Source organism: Paenibacillus sp. 8b26 (assembly GCF_050626875.1).
Classification (GTDB): domain Bacteria; phylum Bacillota; class Bacilli; order Paenibacillales; family Paenibacillaceae; genus Paenibacillus.
The window spans coordinates 4,799,906-4,814,099 of record NZ_CP192445.1 but is presented as its reverse complement, the minus strand read 5'-3'; the positions used below and the strand labels follow the sequence as shown (position 1 = coordinate 4,814,099).

At 48.2% G+C, this 14,194-nt stretch carries 12 protein-coding genes; 2 read left to right on the top strand and 10 right to left on the bottom strand.

Going from position 1 to position 14,194, the window contains the following annotated elements:
* The first annotated feature begins 224 nt into the window (after positions 1-224).
* Positions 225-1,913 (top strand): dihydroxy-acid dehydratase, encoded by a 1,689-nt coding sequence (ilvD, locus tag ACQ4MX_RS22435; protein ID WP_044648168.1) that lies wholly within the window; start codon positions 225-227, stop codon positions 1,911-1,913.
* A gap of 88 nt (positions 1,914-2,001) precedes the next feature.
* On the opposite strand, the gene ACQ4MX_RS22430 is transcribed toward ilvD, so the two are convergent.
* The gene (locus ACQ4MX_RS22430; protein ID WP_431087391.1) at positions 2,002-3,450 is read right to left on the bottom strand and encodes a polysaccharide deacetylase family protein; all 1,449 of its coding nucleotides are present in this window, start codon (positions 3,448-3,450) and stop codon (positions 2,002-2,004) included.
* Between the two features lie 269 nt (positions 3,451-3,719).
* Between ACQ4MX_RS22430 and ACQ4MX_RS22425 the strand changes: the two genes are divergently transcribed.
* Positions 3,720-4,874: an AI-2E family transporter gene (locus tag ACQ4MX_RS22425; protein ID WP_431087390.1), complete on the top strand. Its 1,155-nt coding sequence runs from the start codon at positions 3,720-3,722 to the stop codon at positions 4,872-4,874.
* On the opposite strand, the gene ACQ4MX_RS22420 is transcribed toward ACQ4MX_RS22425, so the two are convergent.
* The 9 genes from ACQ4MX_RS22420 to ruvX form a co-directional block, all read right to left on the bottom strand.
* The gene (locus ACQ4MX_RS22420) at positions 4,829-6,637 is read right to left on the bottom strand and encodes a peptidoglycan D,D-transpeptidase FtsI family protein (RefSeq protein WP_431087388.1); all 1,809 of its coding nucleotides are present in this window, start codon (positions 6,635-6,637) and stop codon (positions 4,829-4,831) included. The genes ACQ4MX_RS22425 and ACQ4MX_RS22420 overlap by 46 nt on opposite strands.
* 146 nt (positions 6,638-6,783) lie before the next feature.
* Positions 6,784-6,885: a sporulation protein YjcZ gene (locus tag ACQ4MX_RS22415; RefSeq protein ID WP_082067271.1), complete on the bottom strand. Its 102-nt coding sequence runs from the start codon at positions 6,883-6,885 to the stop codon at positions 6,784-6,786.
* 371 nt (positions 6,886-7,256) lie between these two features.
* On the bottom strand, positions 7,257-9,506 hold the full coding sequence (locus ACQ4MX_RS22410; RefSeq protein ID WP_431087386.1) for a methyl-accepting chemotaxis protein: 2,250 nt from the start codon (positions 9,504-9,506) through the stop codon (positions 7,257-7,259).
* Between the two features lie 223 nt (positions 9,507-9,729).
* Complete coding sequence (locus ACQ4MX_RS22405; protein WP_431087385.1) at positions 9,730-11,061, bottom strand: peptidase U32 family protein; 1,332 nt, start codon at positions 11,059-11,061, stop codon at positions 9,730-9,732.
* Between the two features lie 32 nt (positions 11,062-11,093).
* The gene (locus ACQ4MX_RS22400; RefSeq protein WP_431087384.1) at positions 11,094-12,023 is read right to left on the bottom strand and encodes a peptidase U32 family protein; all 930 of its coding nucleotides are present in this window, start codon (positions 12,021-12,023) and stop codon (positions 11,094-11,096) included.
* Positions 12,024-12,034: 11 nt separating this feature from the next.
* Positions 12,035-13,063, bottom strand: coding sequence for an endolytic transglycosylase MltG (gene mltG, locus ACQ4MX_RS22395; protein WP_431091386.1), 1,029 nt, complete (start codon positions 13,061-13,063; stop codon positions 12,035-12,037).
* Between the two features lie 95 nt (positions 13,064-13,158).
* Positions 13,159-13,464, bottom strand: coding sequence for a DUF1292 domain-containing protein (locus tag ACQ4MX_RS22390; protein ID WP_014282931.1), 306 nt, complete (start codon positions 13,462-13,464; stop codon positions 13,159-13,161).
* Entirely contained in the window at positions 13,461-13,763 is a 303-nt protein-coding gene (locus ACQ4MX_RS22385) for a DUF1292 domain-containing protein (protein ID WP_013311523.1), read from the bottom strand. The genes ACQ4MX_RS22390 and ACQ4MX_RS22385 overlap by 4 nt, the downstream gene beginning before the upstream one ends.
* A gap of 13 nt (positions 13,764-13,776) precedes the next feature.
* Positions 13,777-14,193 (bottom strand): Holliday junction resolvase RuvX, encoded by a 417-nt coding sequence (gene ruvX / locus ACQ4MX_RS22380; protein ID WP_014282932.1) that lies wholly within the window; start codon positions 14,191-14,193, stop codon positions 13,777-13,779.
* Position 14,194: the final 1 nt, after the last annotated feature.

The window sequence follows — 14,194 nt, the reverse complement described above, 5'->3', positions numbered from 1 at the left end:
CATAAAACACCCTTCATCACTATAAAAGCAAGCTCAAGCCCATCCCGCTTTATTGCGGAGTGGGCTTTTTCATATTTGGCCGACATCACAAAAATCCAATCGATTACTTTCTATATATGTAGAAATATGAGCACATGTATGATAGACTCTTTAGAAAACATCTGCGCTATTTCGGCGTTTTCGAACGCCATACCATTTTTGAACTTTGGGGGGAAACCAGCATCATGACAGCTAAGACGAAAATGCGTTCCGATATGATTAAAAAAGGCTTTGACCGCGCTCCTCACCGCAGCTTGCTGCGCGCAGCGGGCGTTAAAGAAGAAGATTTTGACAAACCATTTATCGCGGTATGTAACTCGTATATCGACATCGTACCGGGCCACGTCCATTTGCAGGAATTCGGCAAAATTGTCAAGCAAGCCATTCGTGAGGCAGGCGGAGTACCTTTCGAGTTTAACACCATTGGTGTAGATGACGGTATTGCCATGGGACACATTGGTATGCGTTATTCTCTGCCGAGCCGCGAAATTATTGCCGACTCCCTGGAAACTGTTGTCTCCGCTCACTGGTTTGACGGCATGGTCTGCATTCCAAACTGTGATAAAATCACACCCGGCATGATGATGGGCGCATTGCGCGTGAACATCCCGACTATTTTCGTCAGCGGCGGCCCCATGAAAGCTGGTAAAGACAAAAATGGACGCTCGATCTCCCTGACCTCCGTCTTCGAAGGTGTAGGCGCATATCAGGCTGGTAAAATCGACGATCAAAGCCTGCTGGAATTAGAACAATACGGCTGTCCAACTTGCGGCTCTTGCTCAGGTATGTTCACAGCGAACTCCATGAACTGTCTCGCAGAAGCAATGGGTCTGGCTATGCCTGGTAACGGCACCATTCTCGCAGTAGCGGAAGAACGTAAAGAATTCGTTAAACAATCTGCACGTCAATTGATGGAATTGATCAAGTTGGACCTGAAACCACGTGATATCGTGACTAAAGAAGCTATTGATAACGCATTTGCGCTGGATATGGCAATGGGTGGTTCCACCAATACGGTATTGCACACATTGGCACTGGCTCATGAAGCTGAAGTAGACTACCCTATCGAACGGATTAATGAAGTGGCGAACCGCGTACCTCATTTGTCCAAATTGGCACCTGCTTCCGACTATCATATCGAGGATGTTCATAATGCAGGCGGCGTCAGCGCAGTGCTGAATGAACTGTTGAAGAAGCCGGGCGCGCTGCATGGTGATTGTATTACTGTAACCGGAAAAACAATCCGTGAAAACGTAGAGGGTCAGGAAATCCTGGATACCAATGTTATCCACAAGCTGGACAACCCTTATTCCGAACGCGGCGGTTTGGCAGTATTGTTTGGTAACCTGGCACCGCAAGGCTCCATCATTAAAGTCGGTGCAGTTGATCCGTCTGTTGGTGGTTATCACAAAGGCCCTGCCATCTGCTTTGATTCACAGGAAGATGCGCTGGCTGGCATCGCAAACGGTAAAATCGCAGAAGGCCATGTTGTTGTTATCCGTTATGAAGGTCCTAAAGGTGGACCCGGTATGCCTGAAATGCTCGCTCCAACTTCACAAATCGTTGGTATGGGACTTGGTGCCAAGGTCGGCCTGATTACAGACGGACGCTTCTCAGGCGCATCTCGTGGTATCTCCATCGGTCACATTTCCCCCGAAGCAGCAGAAGGCGGCCCTATTGCTTTTGTTGAGGACGGCGATATTATTGAGCTGGATCTGAACAATCGTACGATTGAACTGCAAATTAGTGACGAAGAATTTGAACGTCGTCGCGCAAATTGGAAAGGCTTCGAGCCGAAAGTTAAAACAGGTTACCTGGCACGTTACTCCAAGCTGGTGACCAATGCAAGCAACGGCGGTATTATGAAAATCTAATCTTTATCATGATATGTTTTAAAACGAATAAACAAAAGCCTCCCGAACACCCTGATCACAGGGATTGGGAGGCTTTTTAGCATTAATTTCAACTACTTGATCTTGTATCCGCTGCTTGTGAGGCTCTGACTGTTTCCTGAATAGCGTTAGTATCCTGGGTCACTCCGCTGTGGAGAACAGGAGCAGCGTCCCGTGAGTCGGTTGTGCTGTGGCCTTGACCCGTATGGTATGAATTTCCTGTCCAAAAACGGTCAAATAGAGTATCAATCGGCATCACAATCATCTTTGGCACCATTACGTCCCTTTTTTCATGCAACTGCTCTGGGCCGGAAGGATGGATAACACTAAATAACAGCTTTAAATATATGGTTGACACTACCCTGAACAGTCCCTTGGGAAGATCTCGTATCTGAAAACCCAGTTTCTCTGGGCCCCGGTTAATCATACTCACTGCATAAACGGCCTTAATACCGTTCATTTTGGGGTCATCTGCAATCCGGTAGGCTAGATCAGGAAGCTGTCGTTTCACAATCCGAATCAGTTGAATAGCCAAATGTACCATAGACTTGGCGGTTGTGCCTAATTGAAACAGCATTTTATTATCAAAATGCAGCTCGACGATGGCGTCCCCTTTTTCCAGCCACCTGCCGTTCTCCATGTTCACATTTGGCCCATGATAGATACTCCGACGGTAGTAAAAGATCGTGTCCTCCTTACGCACCGGACGTAGACGGAACAGAATGTGAAATATCCGCTCATACAGCAACCATCCGAATACTAACGTTCTTTTAAACCAACTCGTATTGGATCTTTCGGTAGTAGCAGGTCTGCTGGCGGACTCACGACAAAATAAGGTATCGACACGTACGCTGCGCAGCTTCCGTTCTTGGGCAACCACCAACAGCTTCTCCAGCGCAATCAGCATGTTTTGCGGAGCGCCTGCGTCTGCCCCCAGTGTTGTACCGCAGTCATGGAGCAGCATCACCTCGCCACCTCTCAGCTTTTTGAGCATCCGCTCAGCCAACTGTTTTGCTCCGATGCTTGCCTTCCAATCCCCAAACATGGAGGACCATAATACGATTCGGCGACCATTCGAGTTGGAAATATCAAAGAAATTCACAATTCCCCATGGTGGGCGGTAAAAGGTCGTTCCTTCCCCGGTTACCCGGCGAATAACAGCCTCTGTCCGGGCAATCTGTCTTCTGACCGTGACGGGCCGCATAAGCCAATTCGATTTGTGCACATAATTATGAATACCGATCAAGTGACCTTCGTCATGCATGCGTTTCAAAAGCTCCGGGTGTTTTTCCGCATGTATGCCTACGACAAAAAAAGTAGCCTTGGCATCAAAACGCTTCAGCAAATCAAGCAACTGCGGCGTATACACTGGATCAGGACCATCATCGAAGGTGAGCGCATACTCTTGCTTACTTTTGCCCCGCTGAAACACCCGGAATCCAAACATTCGACTGACCAGCGCCGGAATAAAAGCATAAAAAGTTGAAATGTAAAACATCCATAACAGCAAAGTCTGCACGTTTTATCCCCACTTTTCTATTTCTGGACTACCAAGCAGGCTTCTGAGGAAAACTCACTTACTTATATGTTATCACAAAGTCGTAAGCGTGCCGAGATTTTGCTGCATTCTTTCTTGAGCATAACAATCAACTACGGGTCTAACCCCATGCTGCTCAAGGCGGTTATACTGCTGAACTGGATTCTCTACTTTGAGTACCTATACAAGCAGCATAGAGATCCAATTTAGTGTACAATAGGTAAAAATCTTAAAGGAGTCGTTGTATACATATGCTACCATTGTACAAAAAATATTGGCGGACCGTTTTTGATATCGGCCTGATTGTATTAACCGTGTATTTAATTATGTTCGTCTCCAGTAAGCTGTATCAGCTCGCGGCTCCTGTGTTCCTGTCGTTCGTTGTGTTTTGGTGCATTGAACCTGTGGCCCGTTATTTCAACCGCAAAGGTATGAAGAAGCCCTTCGCTTCCGCGCTCTCCGTTTTGCTGTTTGTCATCCTTTTACTCGCTATTTTTTTTGGACTGGGTCTGATTCTCGTTACGCAATTTACGAAAGTGGCGCAAAATCTCCCACAGTATACCCAAATTATCCAAACGGAATTCACGCGGTATCTTCATCTTTCCCAAGATAAAATTGCCGCTTTACCGCCGGGGATTACCGAACGTGTTAACGATTATTTTGAAACTGCGACCGCTATTGCCACCAAATGGGCACAGCTGGGGCTATCCTTTTTCATACAGTTTCTCAGCTCCTTCACTGTCTTTATGGGCAACTTTGCAGTTGCCATTATTTTAGCTTTCTTTTTAAGTATGGAGATCAATCTCTGGAAGGGCATTGCTCGCAGTAAAACACCCAAGACGCTTAAAACCGCTTATCTTTTTCTGAAAAATCATGTACTCAAAGCGATTTCAGCCTTTCTGAAGGCACAAGCCATGCTGGTGGGAATTACCTTTATTCTCGTATTTATAGGTTTACTCATTTTGCAGGTGGATAATGCCCTGTCGTTGGCTCTTGTGGCGGCTTTGTTCGATATTTTGCCACTGCTGGGTGTACCTGTTATTTTTATTCCGTGGGCAGTCTATTTGTTCATCACGGGCAACACCGGCCTGGCTGTAGGGCTGCTCATTGTCATGGCTGTTACGGTAATCGTCCGCCAGCTCGCAGAGCCTAAAATCACCGGTAATTCCATCGGCATTTCATCCGCTTATCTGATGCTTTCCTTTGCCATCATCTCGTTGTCGATCTTCGGATTGGCCGGGTTGATCCTGTCTCCAATCCTGATCATTTTACTGAAGGAATTATGGCAGCAAGGCTATTTGCAGCAATGGATTCGATTTCCGACAGAGGAATTCGAGGAGCCTCCCTTTATCGTCAAAATTCAGGAGGAGGATCGTGTAGCTCCTCGTGGAACCGAGGAAAATTGAGCTAACAGGTTCATCACTTGACCGAACAGTGCTGTTGCCTGATTTGCAGAATGCTGTGGCGCATTTTGTACCAAGACGGCAACGGCATAACGAGGGTGCTCCACCGGGCCATACCCGATAAACCATTGGTGATTCACGGGTTGACCATCCTTTAGAGCCTGGGCTGTGCCCGATTTTCCAGCCAGATGCCACGACTTGCCACGCAAGGATGCACCTGTTCCGTGGGCTACGACCTTCTCCATCGCTTCGCGAAGCGTACGAGCTGTGGAAGCGTGAATCGGATGGCTTCCTTCGGGTGATGGAGAAGCGTGAGCTGGCAGATCCAGCAACGTACCTCCGTCTGCGTAGCCGACGTGCTTCACCAGCCGTGGAGCATGCACCTGACCATCATGCAGCAATGTCACGACGAGATTGGCGACTTGGAGGGGCGTGACCAGCACGTCTCGCTGGCCTATAGCTGTCTGGACACGTACACCCGGATCAGTCGCATTTGTAAGGGAGCCGAATACGGCTCCCTTTTCTTCGTGATCCAACGGACTGAACTGCGACATGCCTGCAAGATTCCGCTCTTGCCAGCCGACGGTCCGGTTCAATCCGAGCGCAGAGGCTGTGGCCTGAATTTGGGCAGGGCTAAGCCGTTCACCCAGATGAGCGAACACGATATTACAGGATACGGCGAGCCCTTCCTCCAGGTTCAGAGCGCCGTGTCCTTCTTTTTTCCAGCATGCCAAACCATACTTCCCATAGGTCCCGTGACAATGGAATTGCTCCTTCGGTTGGACTACCCCCGATTCAAGCGCAGCCGCCGCCGTAACAAGCTTGAAAATGGAGCCGGGCGTCACCGCCTTGAGGGCGCGATTAGACCAGCCTGTAGTCTGCTGGGGATCGACGCGACCAGGGTTATAAAAGGGACGAGACACCATCGCCAGCACATCGGCGTTCCCCGCATCCAGCACAACCACCGCCCCTTCTGCCAGATGATTGGTTTCCGTCAGCTTTTCAAGTTGCTGCTGTAATGGAAGATCAATTGTCGTCTGGACCTGTAGAGGATAGTGATCATTGGATGGCGCACTGACCCGTAACGGCACATGAGTCAGCGGACGGCGCTGCGCATCCACAAACCGGGAAACAAACGTTTCACCGACACCGCTCAGCAGCGGCTCCAGCGTTCTTTCCAGCCCAGCTGCCCCGATTGGCAATTGCCCCGGTCGATCTGGTCGTTCGTACAGAAATCCAAGCCACTGCTTGCCATTGGGTACATTGTTATAGCGTGTCGAATACGGTACAAGCTCTACCAGAGAAGGTGCGAGGCTAAGCAGTTGGTCCGCTTCATCAGGCTTGATATGCAGGGGTTCTCCACGCCCATCTCGCCATAACAACGGGGATTGCAGCCCCTTCCATCGAGCCAGCAGCTCCTTCTTATTTGTCCGCAGCAGCTTGGCAAGCTGTTCTCCCTGCAGGGCTGCTTTACCATCTACATCAGGAAAAAGCACAGGTGTCCATGCCACGCTCCCAGTTAACGGGCGTCCGTACCGATCCGTAAATTGCCCCCGCCCCGAGTCGATTGCAATTCCCTCCTGTCGCTGTCGTACAGACATTTCCTTGAGCGAATGCCCTCCGTAAGCGGACATGTGGATACCTGCCGTCCCCTGTATCCAGGCCAGCCGTAATAGCAAAAGGAGTAGCAATGCCGTAATGCTCAATGCCGTATATGCAATTCGACGTTTTCGAATGAACCTGCTGCCACGCCTCGGCACACGCATCCTTCTTTCATCTTTTTTCCAGTAGTATGTCCTGTAATTGTTTTTTCCACTCTGTATGGCATGTCGTTTTGTTGAAAAGCAAAACCACCCAGCTTGGGAAGCCGAGTGGTTAGTTATTAAACATTGCCTTCACGATTATTTACGAACTAAATCCAAATTGCTTTAGTGATGATAACCAACAGAATAAAGAGTACCAAAATTGCACCAGTAGAAGTCCAACCGCCGTAACCACCTTCAAATCCACCCATGGCTCGATCCCTCCTTTGATGTGTAGTACACTTCAGCATATGTAGGAGATTACTCGAGGGCAGGGCATTCAGACAAACAAATAAGGCTCTACCAGTACAACGCAGTAGAGCCCACAATGTTATAAGAGAAATGTTTTCAAGATGATCACTAACAAAATAAACAGTGTCAGAATAGCAGCTATTGATGTCCACACTCCTCCGAAGCCTCTTTCCATTTCCCCCACAAGAACGCCTCCTTTGTTTTAACGTACTGTATAGGCTATGCAAGAGGTCTTGGCTAAGGAAAGGGCTTCTGGGTAAACAATAAATTCATATAACAAGATAATCCTGTAAACGAGAGCAAGCTCCTACAATTTATGAAGACCCATGCTTTACACGGTAAACCGCGAAAGCTGCTCCTTCAAATTCGTCGATACTCCTTCCAGCTTATCAGACAATCCTACCAGCTGATTCCCGATATTTGCCTGCTCGATGCTGAGAGAAGCGACTTCCTGCGAAGTGGCGGAGGATTGTTCCGCTACCGCGCTCACACTGGTCATCGCCTCCGACAAGATCGCCTGCGATTCACTCAGCTCCTGAATGGATGAGGTAACCGTACCCAATCGAAGCGCAAATTCTCCCATTTGCTGCTGTACCGATTGGAAAATGTCCGTCGTCTCCTGTACCGCTCCCATCTGCTGTCGGAACAGTGGGTACACCTCCGATAACGCCTGAACCGTCTCATTCATCTCACCGACGATGTTATTAATAATTCCCGTCGCCGTGCGAATGGCTTGACGTGATTGTTCAGCCAGCTGCCGAACCTCATTGGCCACCACCATAAATCCACGCCCTGCCGTTCCAGCCCTTGCCGCTTCAATCGTAGCATTCAACGATAAAATATTTGTTTGCTTCGCAATATCTTGTAACACGTCCAGCACCTTGAAGACATCGGAAGTCGTCTCCTTCAACTTGTCTACTTTGCTCACAAGCGCATGCGTCGTTTCTTCGGTGACCTGGGTCTTACTCAGGAGGTGTTTCAGTTGAACCGTTCCTTGTTCACTGGATTGCTCGACCTCGTGTGCAACCTTGCTCATTTCATGGTTGGAAGCTATAACCGTATCCATTTGCTGTGATATGTTTCCTGTCAGTCCGCTGCCACGTTCAGCCTCTGTCGCCAAACTGGCAGATCCGTGAGCAATCTCCTCAGTAGCCGCTGCAATTTCCTTAGCTGAGATGGCTGTTTTCTTCGAGGCATTACTGAGTTCCGTCGCTGTATCCAGCACTTCTTGAGCTGAAACATTCGTCTGATCTACCAGCAAAGTAATCTGCTCCATCATCGTATCAAAGCTTACAGACAACTGCCCGATTTCATCCTGCGCGTTGTAGTTGGTACGAACTTGCAGATTGCCTTTGGCTCCTTCCAGCATCAGATCCTTTAAATGCGTTAAAGGGAGAGCCACAAGGCGCACTATCCACAAACCGATGAACAACGCGATCAGTGCCGCCACCGCAGCAAAAATCCAGGTCGCCGTTAAAATCCCTTCGGCATCTTTAACCAGCACAGATACAGGTACGACACCCAGGAGAATCCATTTGGAGGTGCCCAGTGTATTATGCACGGCCAGCACATTTTGCACTTTCCCATCTGCGGACTGCTCCAAAATTTGATTTCCTTCAACACCCTGGAGCTGTGAAACGTAATCCAACTTTTGTTTCCCTCCTGCCAGAGCATCAATGTTGGAGCCTATAAAAATGCCATCCTGTGTAATAAGGCTAATCATACTGCCCGCGCCCAAATCAATACTCTTCAACTGATCATCCACGGCACTGGACTTCAAATCCATGACCAAGACGTAAGTCCCGCCCAAGCCCGACATGCTGTTCATGGAACGAGCCAGACGAAACGTCTTGCTGCCATTTTCATTTTCCTGTGTAGGCAACCAGACGATCCCTTTATTTTTTAAAATACCCTTGAACCATGCTTCCTGCCGCACATCTTTTTGTGTTCCTGTGCCCATAGCAGCCAGATTTGTTTGTTCTGGATACAGATAAAGCGAATCAATTTCCTTGTTTGTAAATGCAATATTCGTTAACTTCTTGTTTACTTCACCCATAGCGACAAATGAATCAAACGAATTTTTCTCCTGCTTTGCCGCCTTTTGTAGCTGATCACTTAATTCAGTATCAAAAAACACCTGCGTCGAGGTATCTTGAAAGCGCTCCAAAATGATATCCAACTTCTCTGCCGTTTGTTGAACCGTTTGCTGGTATGCGGTAGCCGCATTTTGTTCAATTGTGTTTTTAGCTTTAAAATATGAAATCATTCCCAGACTGATCACAAACAACATAATCGCTGTAAAAAAGATCAAAAACAGCTTCATACCTACCGAACGAACCGGATTATAGTTTTTGACCAAATGCATAAAATCCTTACTGTACTTTTCCGGCTTGAGTAAGCGCTTTAAATTGTATGCGCCTACACGAGTAGCCTTAGCCAACCAGGGAACAACCTTCGAAGACGTCTCCGCTGCTCTGTCTCCTTTAGCCGTTGTCGCCTTGCTGCCCTTAATACCTTTAATGATAGTCGTTTTTTTTGCTTGCTTCTTCGTTGTATTCCCCTCTTTTTTCAAAAAACCCATCTCTCTCACCTACCACCCTATAATTAGTTTCCTGATCCACGTATCCGTTATGTATCTATTATCTATATCATATCTATCGGAACTATTCGACAAGGAATGTAGCTTTCCTTTCAACTCCCACTAAATTTTATGAAACTTTTTTCCTAGAAAAGTATTCAAAAAAAAGCCCCTCCAACCGATAGGAGAGGCTTTTGAATCTTTTTATCCAAGACTTAAGACTTAATTACTTCTTTTTACGCATCATGTCAAAATAAGATACAGGCTGATCTACCTTCATTTTGATCCGTTGAAGCGGGTGGCGGGCAGCATCCAGTTCGTTACCTTCTTCATCCCAGATCGTTCTGACCGTTTGTTTAAAAAACGTACCGTTCGGACCAAAAAATTCAATTTCATGTCCCGGTTTAAAATGGTTACGCTGTTGAATGGTAGCTATACCACTCTCAGCATCGTAGTCCATAACCAGTCCGGCAAAATCATAAGGCGCAGCCTTTTCTTCCGGTTCATAAATATGATCCTCATGATCCGGTGTATCGTAGAAAAAGCCGGTATTCAGCGGACGATTGGCCGCCTTGTTAATTTCATCAATCCATTCCGGCTTGAGCACATAATTTTCAGGATCAGCCATATAGGAGTCAATCGCTTGACGATAGACATTTACAACCGTAGCCACATAGTGAATGGACTTCATACGCCCCTCTACTTTGAAGCTATCCACACCGACGTCAATCAGATCAGGGACATTTTCAATCATGCAAAGATCCTTAGAGCCCATGGAAAAAGCATTATCATTTTCCTCAAACAGTGGAAGCTGATTAACGCCAAGCTGGAATTGCTTCAGCACATTACTATCCTGCGCCTCTTCTTCAGATATCCACACCTCGTCTTGACGGGCATCCTCAAACAGGTCGTACTTCCAGCGGCAGGACTGACAGCAGCCCCCACGATTGGAATCCCGGTCCGTAAAGTGATTGGACAGCACGCAACGACCGGAAAATGAAGAGCACATCGCACCATGGACAAAGGCTTCGATTTCGATGTCCACATGCTTTTTAATTTCTTCAATTTCCTCCAGGCTGGTCTCACGGCCCAGTACCACACGCGGCAGTCCTTCATTCTTCCAGAACTTTACCGCCTGCCAGTTCAGCGTCGATTGCTGAGTGCTCAAATGCACTTCCAGCTCCGGCACTGTACGCAATGCCACAGATACAATCGCAGGATCAGCGACGATGACAGCATGAATACCCGCCTTGTGCAAATTACGCAGGTATTCTTCAATCCCCGCAATATCCTCATTGTGCGCATAGATGTTGGTAGCAACAATAACTTTGGCACCATATTTTTTCGCGAACTCTACGCCTTCCCGCATTTCCTCAAAGCTGAAATTATCGGCATTGGAGCGCAGACCGTATTTTTGTCCACCAATGTACACGGCATCCGCGCCATAGTGAATAGCGAACTTCAGCTTTTCCAGATTTCCGGCAGGAGCCAGCAGCTCCGGCTTATCCAGACGATTCCGCTTGCCCATATACTTTCTCGTTTTGGTCATCGTTCCCATGACGTTCCCCCCTCTGTGTACTCATTTTCAAATTAATAAACCTGTTCTTTATAGAAAAATCCGAAGGACAGTTCCCGTTCAGGATCTTGAAGACGGCGAACCTCATCCAGCCAGCTTTCATCATAAGCATAAGCGTCCGGATCGGCTGTAAAAGTATCCATCGCCTTGCGATAAGCACGAACAACTGCCGCGTTATAAGCCGTAGGCTTCAACAAGCCCTCGATCTTAAAGCTATGCACGCCTGCCTCCATCAAAATATGCAGGTCCTCCATAATACAAAAATCGTCCGAGCTCATAATATGCGTTCCGTTGATATCCTCATAAATCGGAAACTTCTCTTCCTGCCGTTCTGCTTCGATCAAAAATAAGCCACGCTCTCTGCCCAGATCACCTTCCACCGGACGTCCCTGATGCAGCATATAGCTTTGTACAAGCTTGCGCTTGGAATGATAAATATTGGTCATGCCATGTACCTGAACCTGTGCCTCCATGTTCAGCTTGGGCACCATTTCCGTAATTTCGTCCATACTGAGCTCACGAGCCAGAATGACACGCGAAGCCCCCTTCTCTCCCCAATAGTTGGCGGTTGCGAAGTTGGTGGAAATCATTTCACCGTTCCAGAACAGCTTCAGATGGGGCGCATATTCCTTCACCGCCATTAATACGGCCGGATCATTAAACTCAATGGCATCTACGCCGCATTCAGCAAGCGTCTGCACATATTCGGGAAGGAACGGCAACAGCTCGTTCGTCATCAAATTGGTCATGGATACATACACCTGGGCCGCATGCTTCCGAGCTTCTTCTACAACCTCACGGATTTGATCCGGTGTAAAATTTCCCGGTAACCGCATTCCGAAACGGTCATCTCCAATAAGTAATGCGCTCGCTCCAGCCTCCAGCATTTGACGGGCATCCTCCGGAGAGCTGGCAGTTACCAATAGTTCGGGTTTGTAAGCCATAGGCTCACCTCCTAATTTGTCTTACGGTTGCTCACCTGAATATTATGCAAATGTTCTTTATATGTCTTGGCAAACAAATGTCCGTGCGTTCCATCTTTTTTGGTCACATAAAATAAATAATCCGTAGCGTTCGGCTGTAAAGCCGCTACCACTGATTTCAGACTGGGGCTTGCAATCGGCCCCGGTGGAAGCCCCTGATGCAAATACGTATTATATGGGCTTTCTACAGCCAGATCCTTGTAATAAAGCCGTTCCTTTTGCTTGTCCAGCATATATTGAACGGTAGCGTCAATTTCCAGCTTCTTCTCCTGCTTGAGCCGGTTATAAATAACGCCAGCCACGACAGGCCGTTCATTATCCACAACGACCTCGCGCTCCACCAGAGAAGCAACGGTCAGCAGTTGATGCAGCGTTTCCCCCCGCTGTTTCAGCTTGGCGTCCAAATCGGGAACGGTCTCCAGACGTTTTTGCGTCTGTTCCAGCATCGCCTGTATAATATCTTTGGTCGTACTGCCCTTTTTCAGCTCATAGGTTTCCGGGAAAAGATAGCCTTCTAGCGCATAGCGAAGCCCCGCCTGCTTTGGAATGTCCCGCACCAGCGCGACGTCAAAAGCGGACGGATCGTTGGCCAGCTGCAAAAATTGCTTCTGGTCCGCCAGTCCTTCCTTTTGCAGCTTATCAGCCATCTGTCTGATCGTAAATCCTTCCGGTATCGTAAAACGGATCATTTCCTGTTTCACAACGTCCCCTGCCGATAGCTTGGCAATCAACTGATCAAAGGTAGCACCGGGCTGTGCCTCATATTTTCCGGCCTGAAACGCACTGCCTTGCTGTTTGAATTTAAGATAGGCCTTAAATACGAGCGCATTACGTATGAGTCCCTTTTGCTCCAGCGTATCTGCTATAGCGGATGTACCCATTCCCTTCACTACTGTAAATGCAACCGGCTGCGTCTTCGTCTGGACAGGCTGCATGGCATTCCAAATATAGAGAGTTGCTCCGCCTGCTATGATCACAAACAATAGAAGCAACGTAACCAACGTCGTCCTTCGCTTCAATTCCACCCAACTCCTTCACAGCCAAAAAGGGCGGACTGGTCCGCCCTTTCAGGTTTGATCTCCTCGTTATCCAGACCTTACAGCTCTTCCGGCAGTGTGCATTCATCATACAGCTCGGAAATATCTTCCCACTCATCGTCATCCTCAATCGTGGTGATGGAAATATCGCCTTCCGGGGATGGGCTCACATGGTACAGCTCATGCTCGCCTTCAGCAGCTCCGGGTTTGCGCAATACGGCGTACCGTTGCTCTCCTACCTTGAACTCTGCTTCCAGTTCCATGCGTACTGCACGGCCCTGTTCATCCTGTAGCTCTACATCGCCGCCGAACGCTTCCTTCAAATCAGAGGTCCAGCTCAAGTCTTCACGTGAATAGTTCGTCATTTCCCGTCTTCCTCTTCCTCTTCTTCCACAAATGTATTAAAGGTCTCTTCAACGATTTCCCATTCGGCATCGTCTTGGATCACAAACAATTTAATATCATCGCCTTCTTCCTCGTAACGGAAGGCGTACACATCGGACTCGTCGGCTTCAGGGTCCACTGGCGCAACCATCATGTACTTCGCTTCGGAACCGTCTACCTCAAACTTCATAATGACCTCGAACTCTTCCTCGTTGCCCTCGTCATCGGCAATGTAAATAATTTCCGGCTCTTCTTCCATACCCACTTGATTTTCAGCCATTACGAAATCCCCCTCACCTTGTACTGTGTGCGTCCAAATAGTTTTGCAAGATCAGGCTTGCGGCCAGTTTGTCTACCACCTGCTTGCGTTTTTTTCGGCTGACGTCGGCCTCCAGGAGCGTGCGCTCTGCCGAACGCGTCGTCAGCCGTTCATCCCAAAGGTGAACGGGTAAACCCAGTAACTCCTTGAGTCGGTTCGCAAACTCAATGCAAATCTCACCGCGTGGACCCACGGTGCCGTTCATGTTTTTCGGCAAGCCTACTACAACCTCGCCAACCTCATTGTCACGGACCAGATTTGCAATTTTACCGAACTCACTGTCGTCACCACGTCGTTCTATGACTTCCAATCCTTGGGCGGTCCAGCCGAAGGCATCACTTACGGCGACCCCAATTCGGCGGTCCCCGTAATCCAATCCCATTACTTTCATG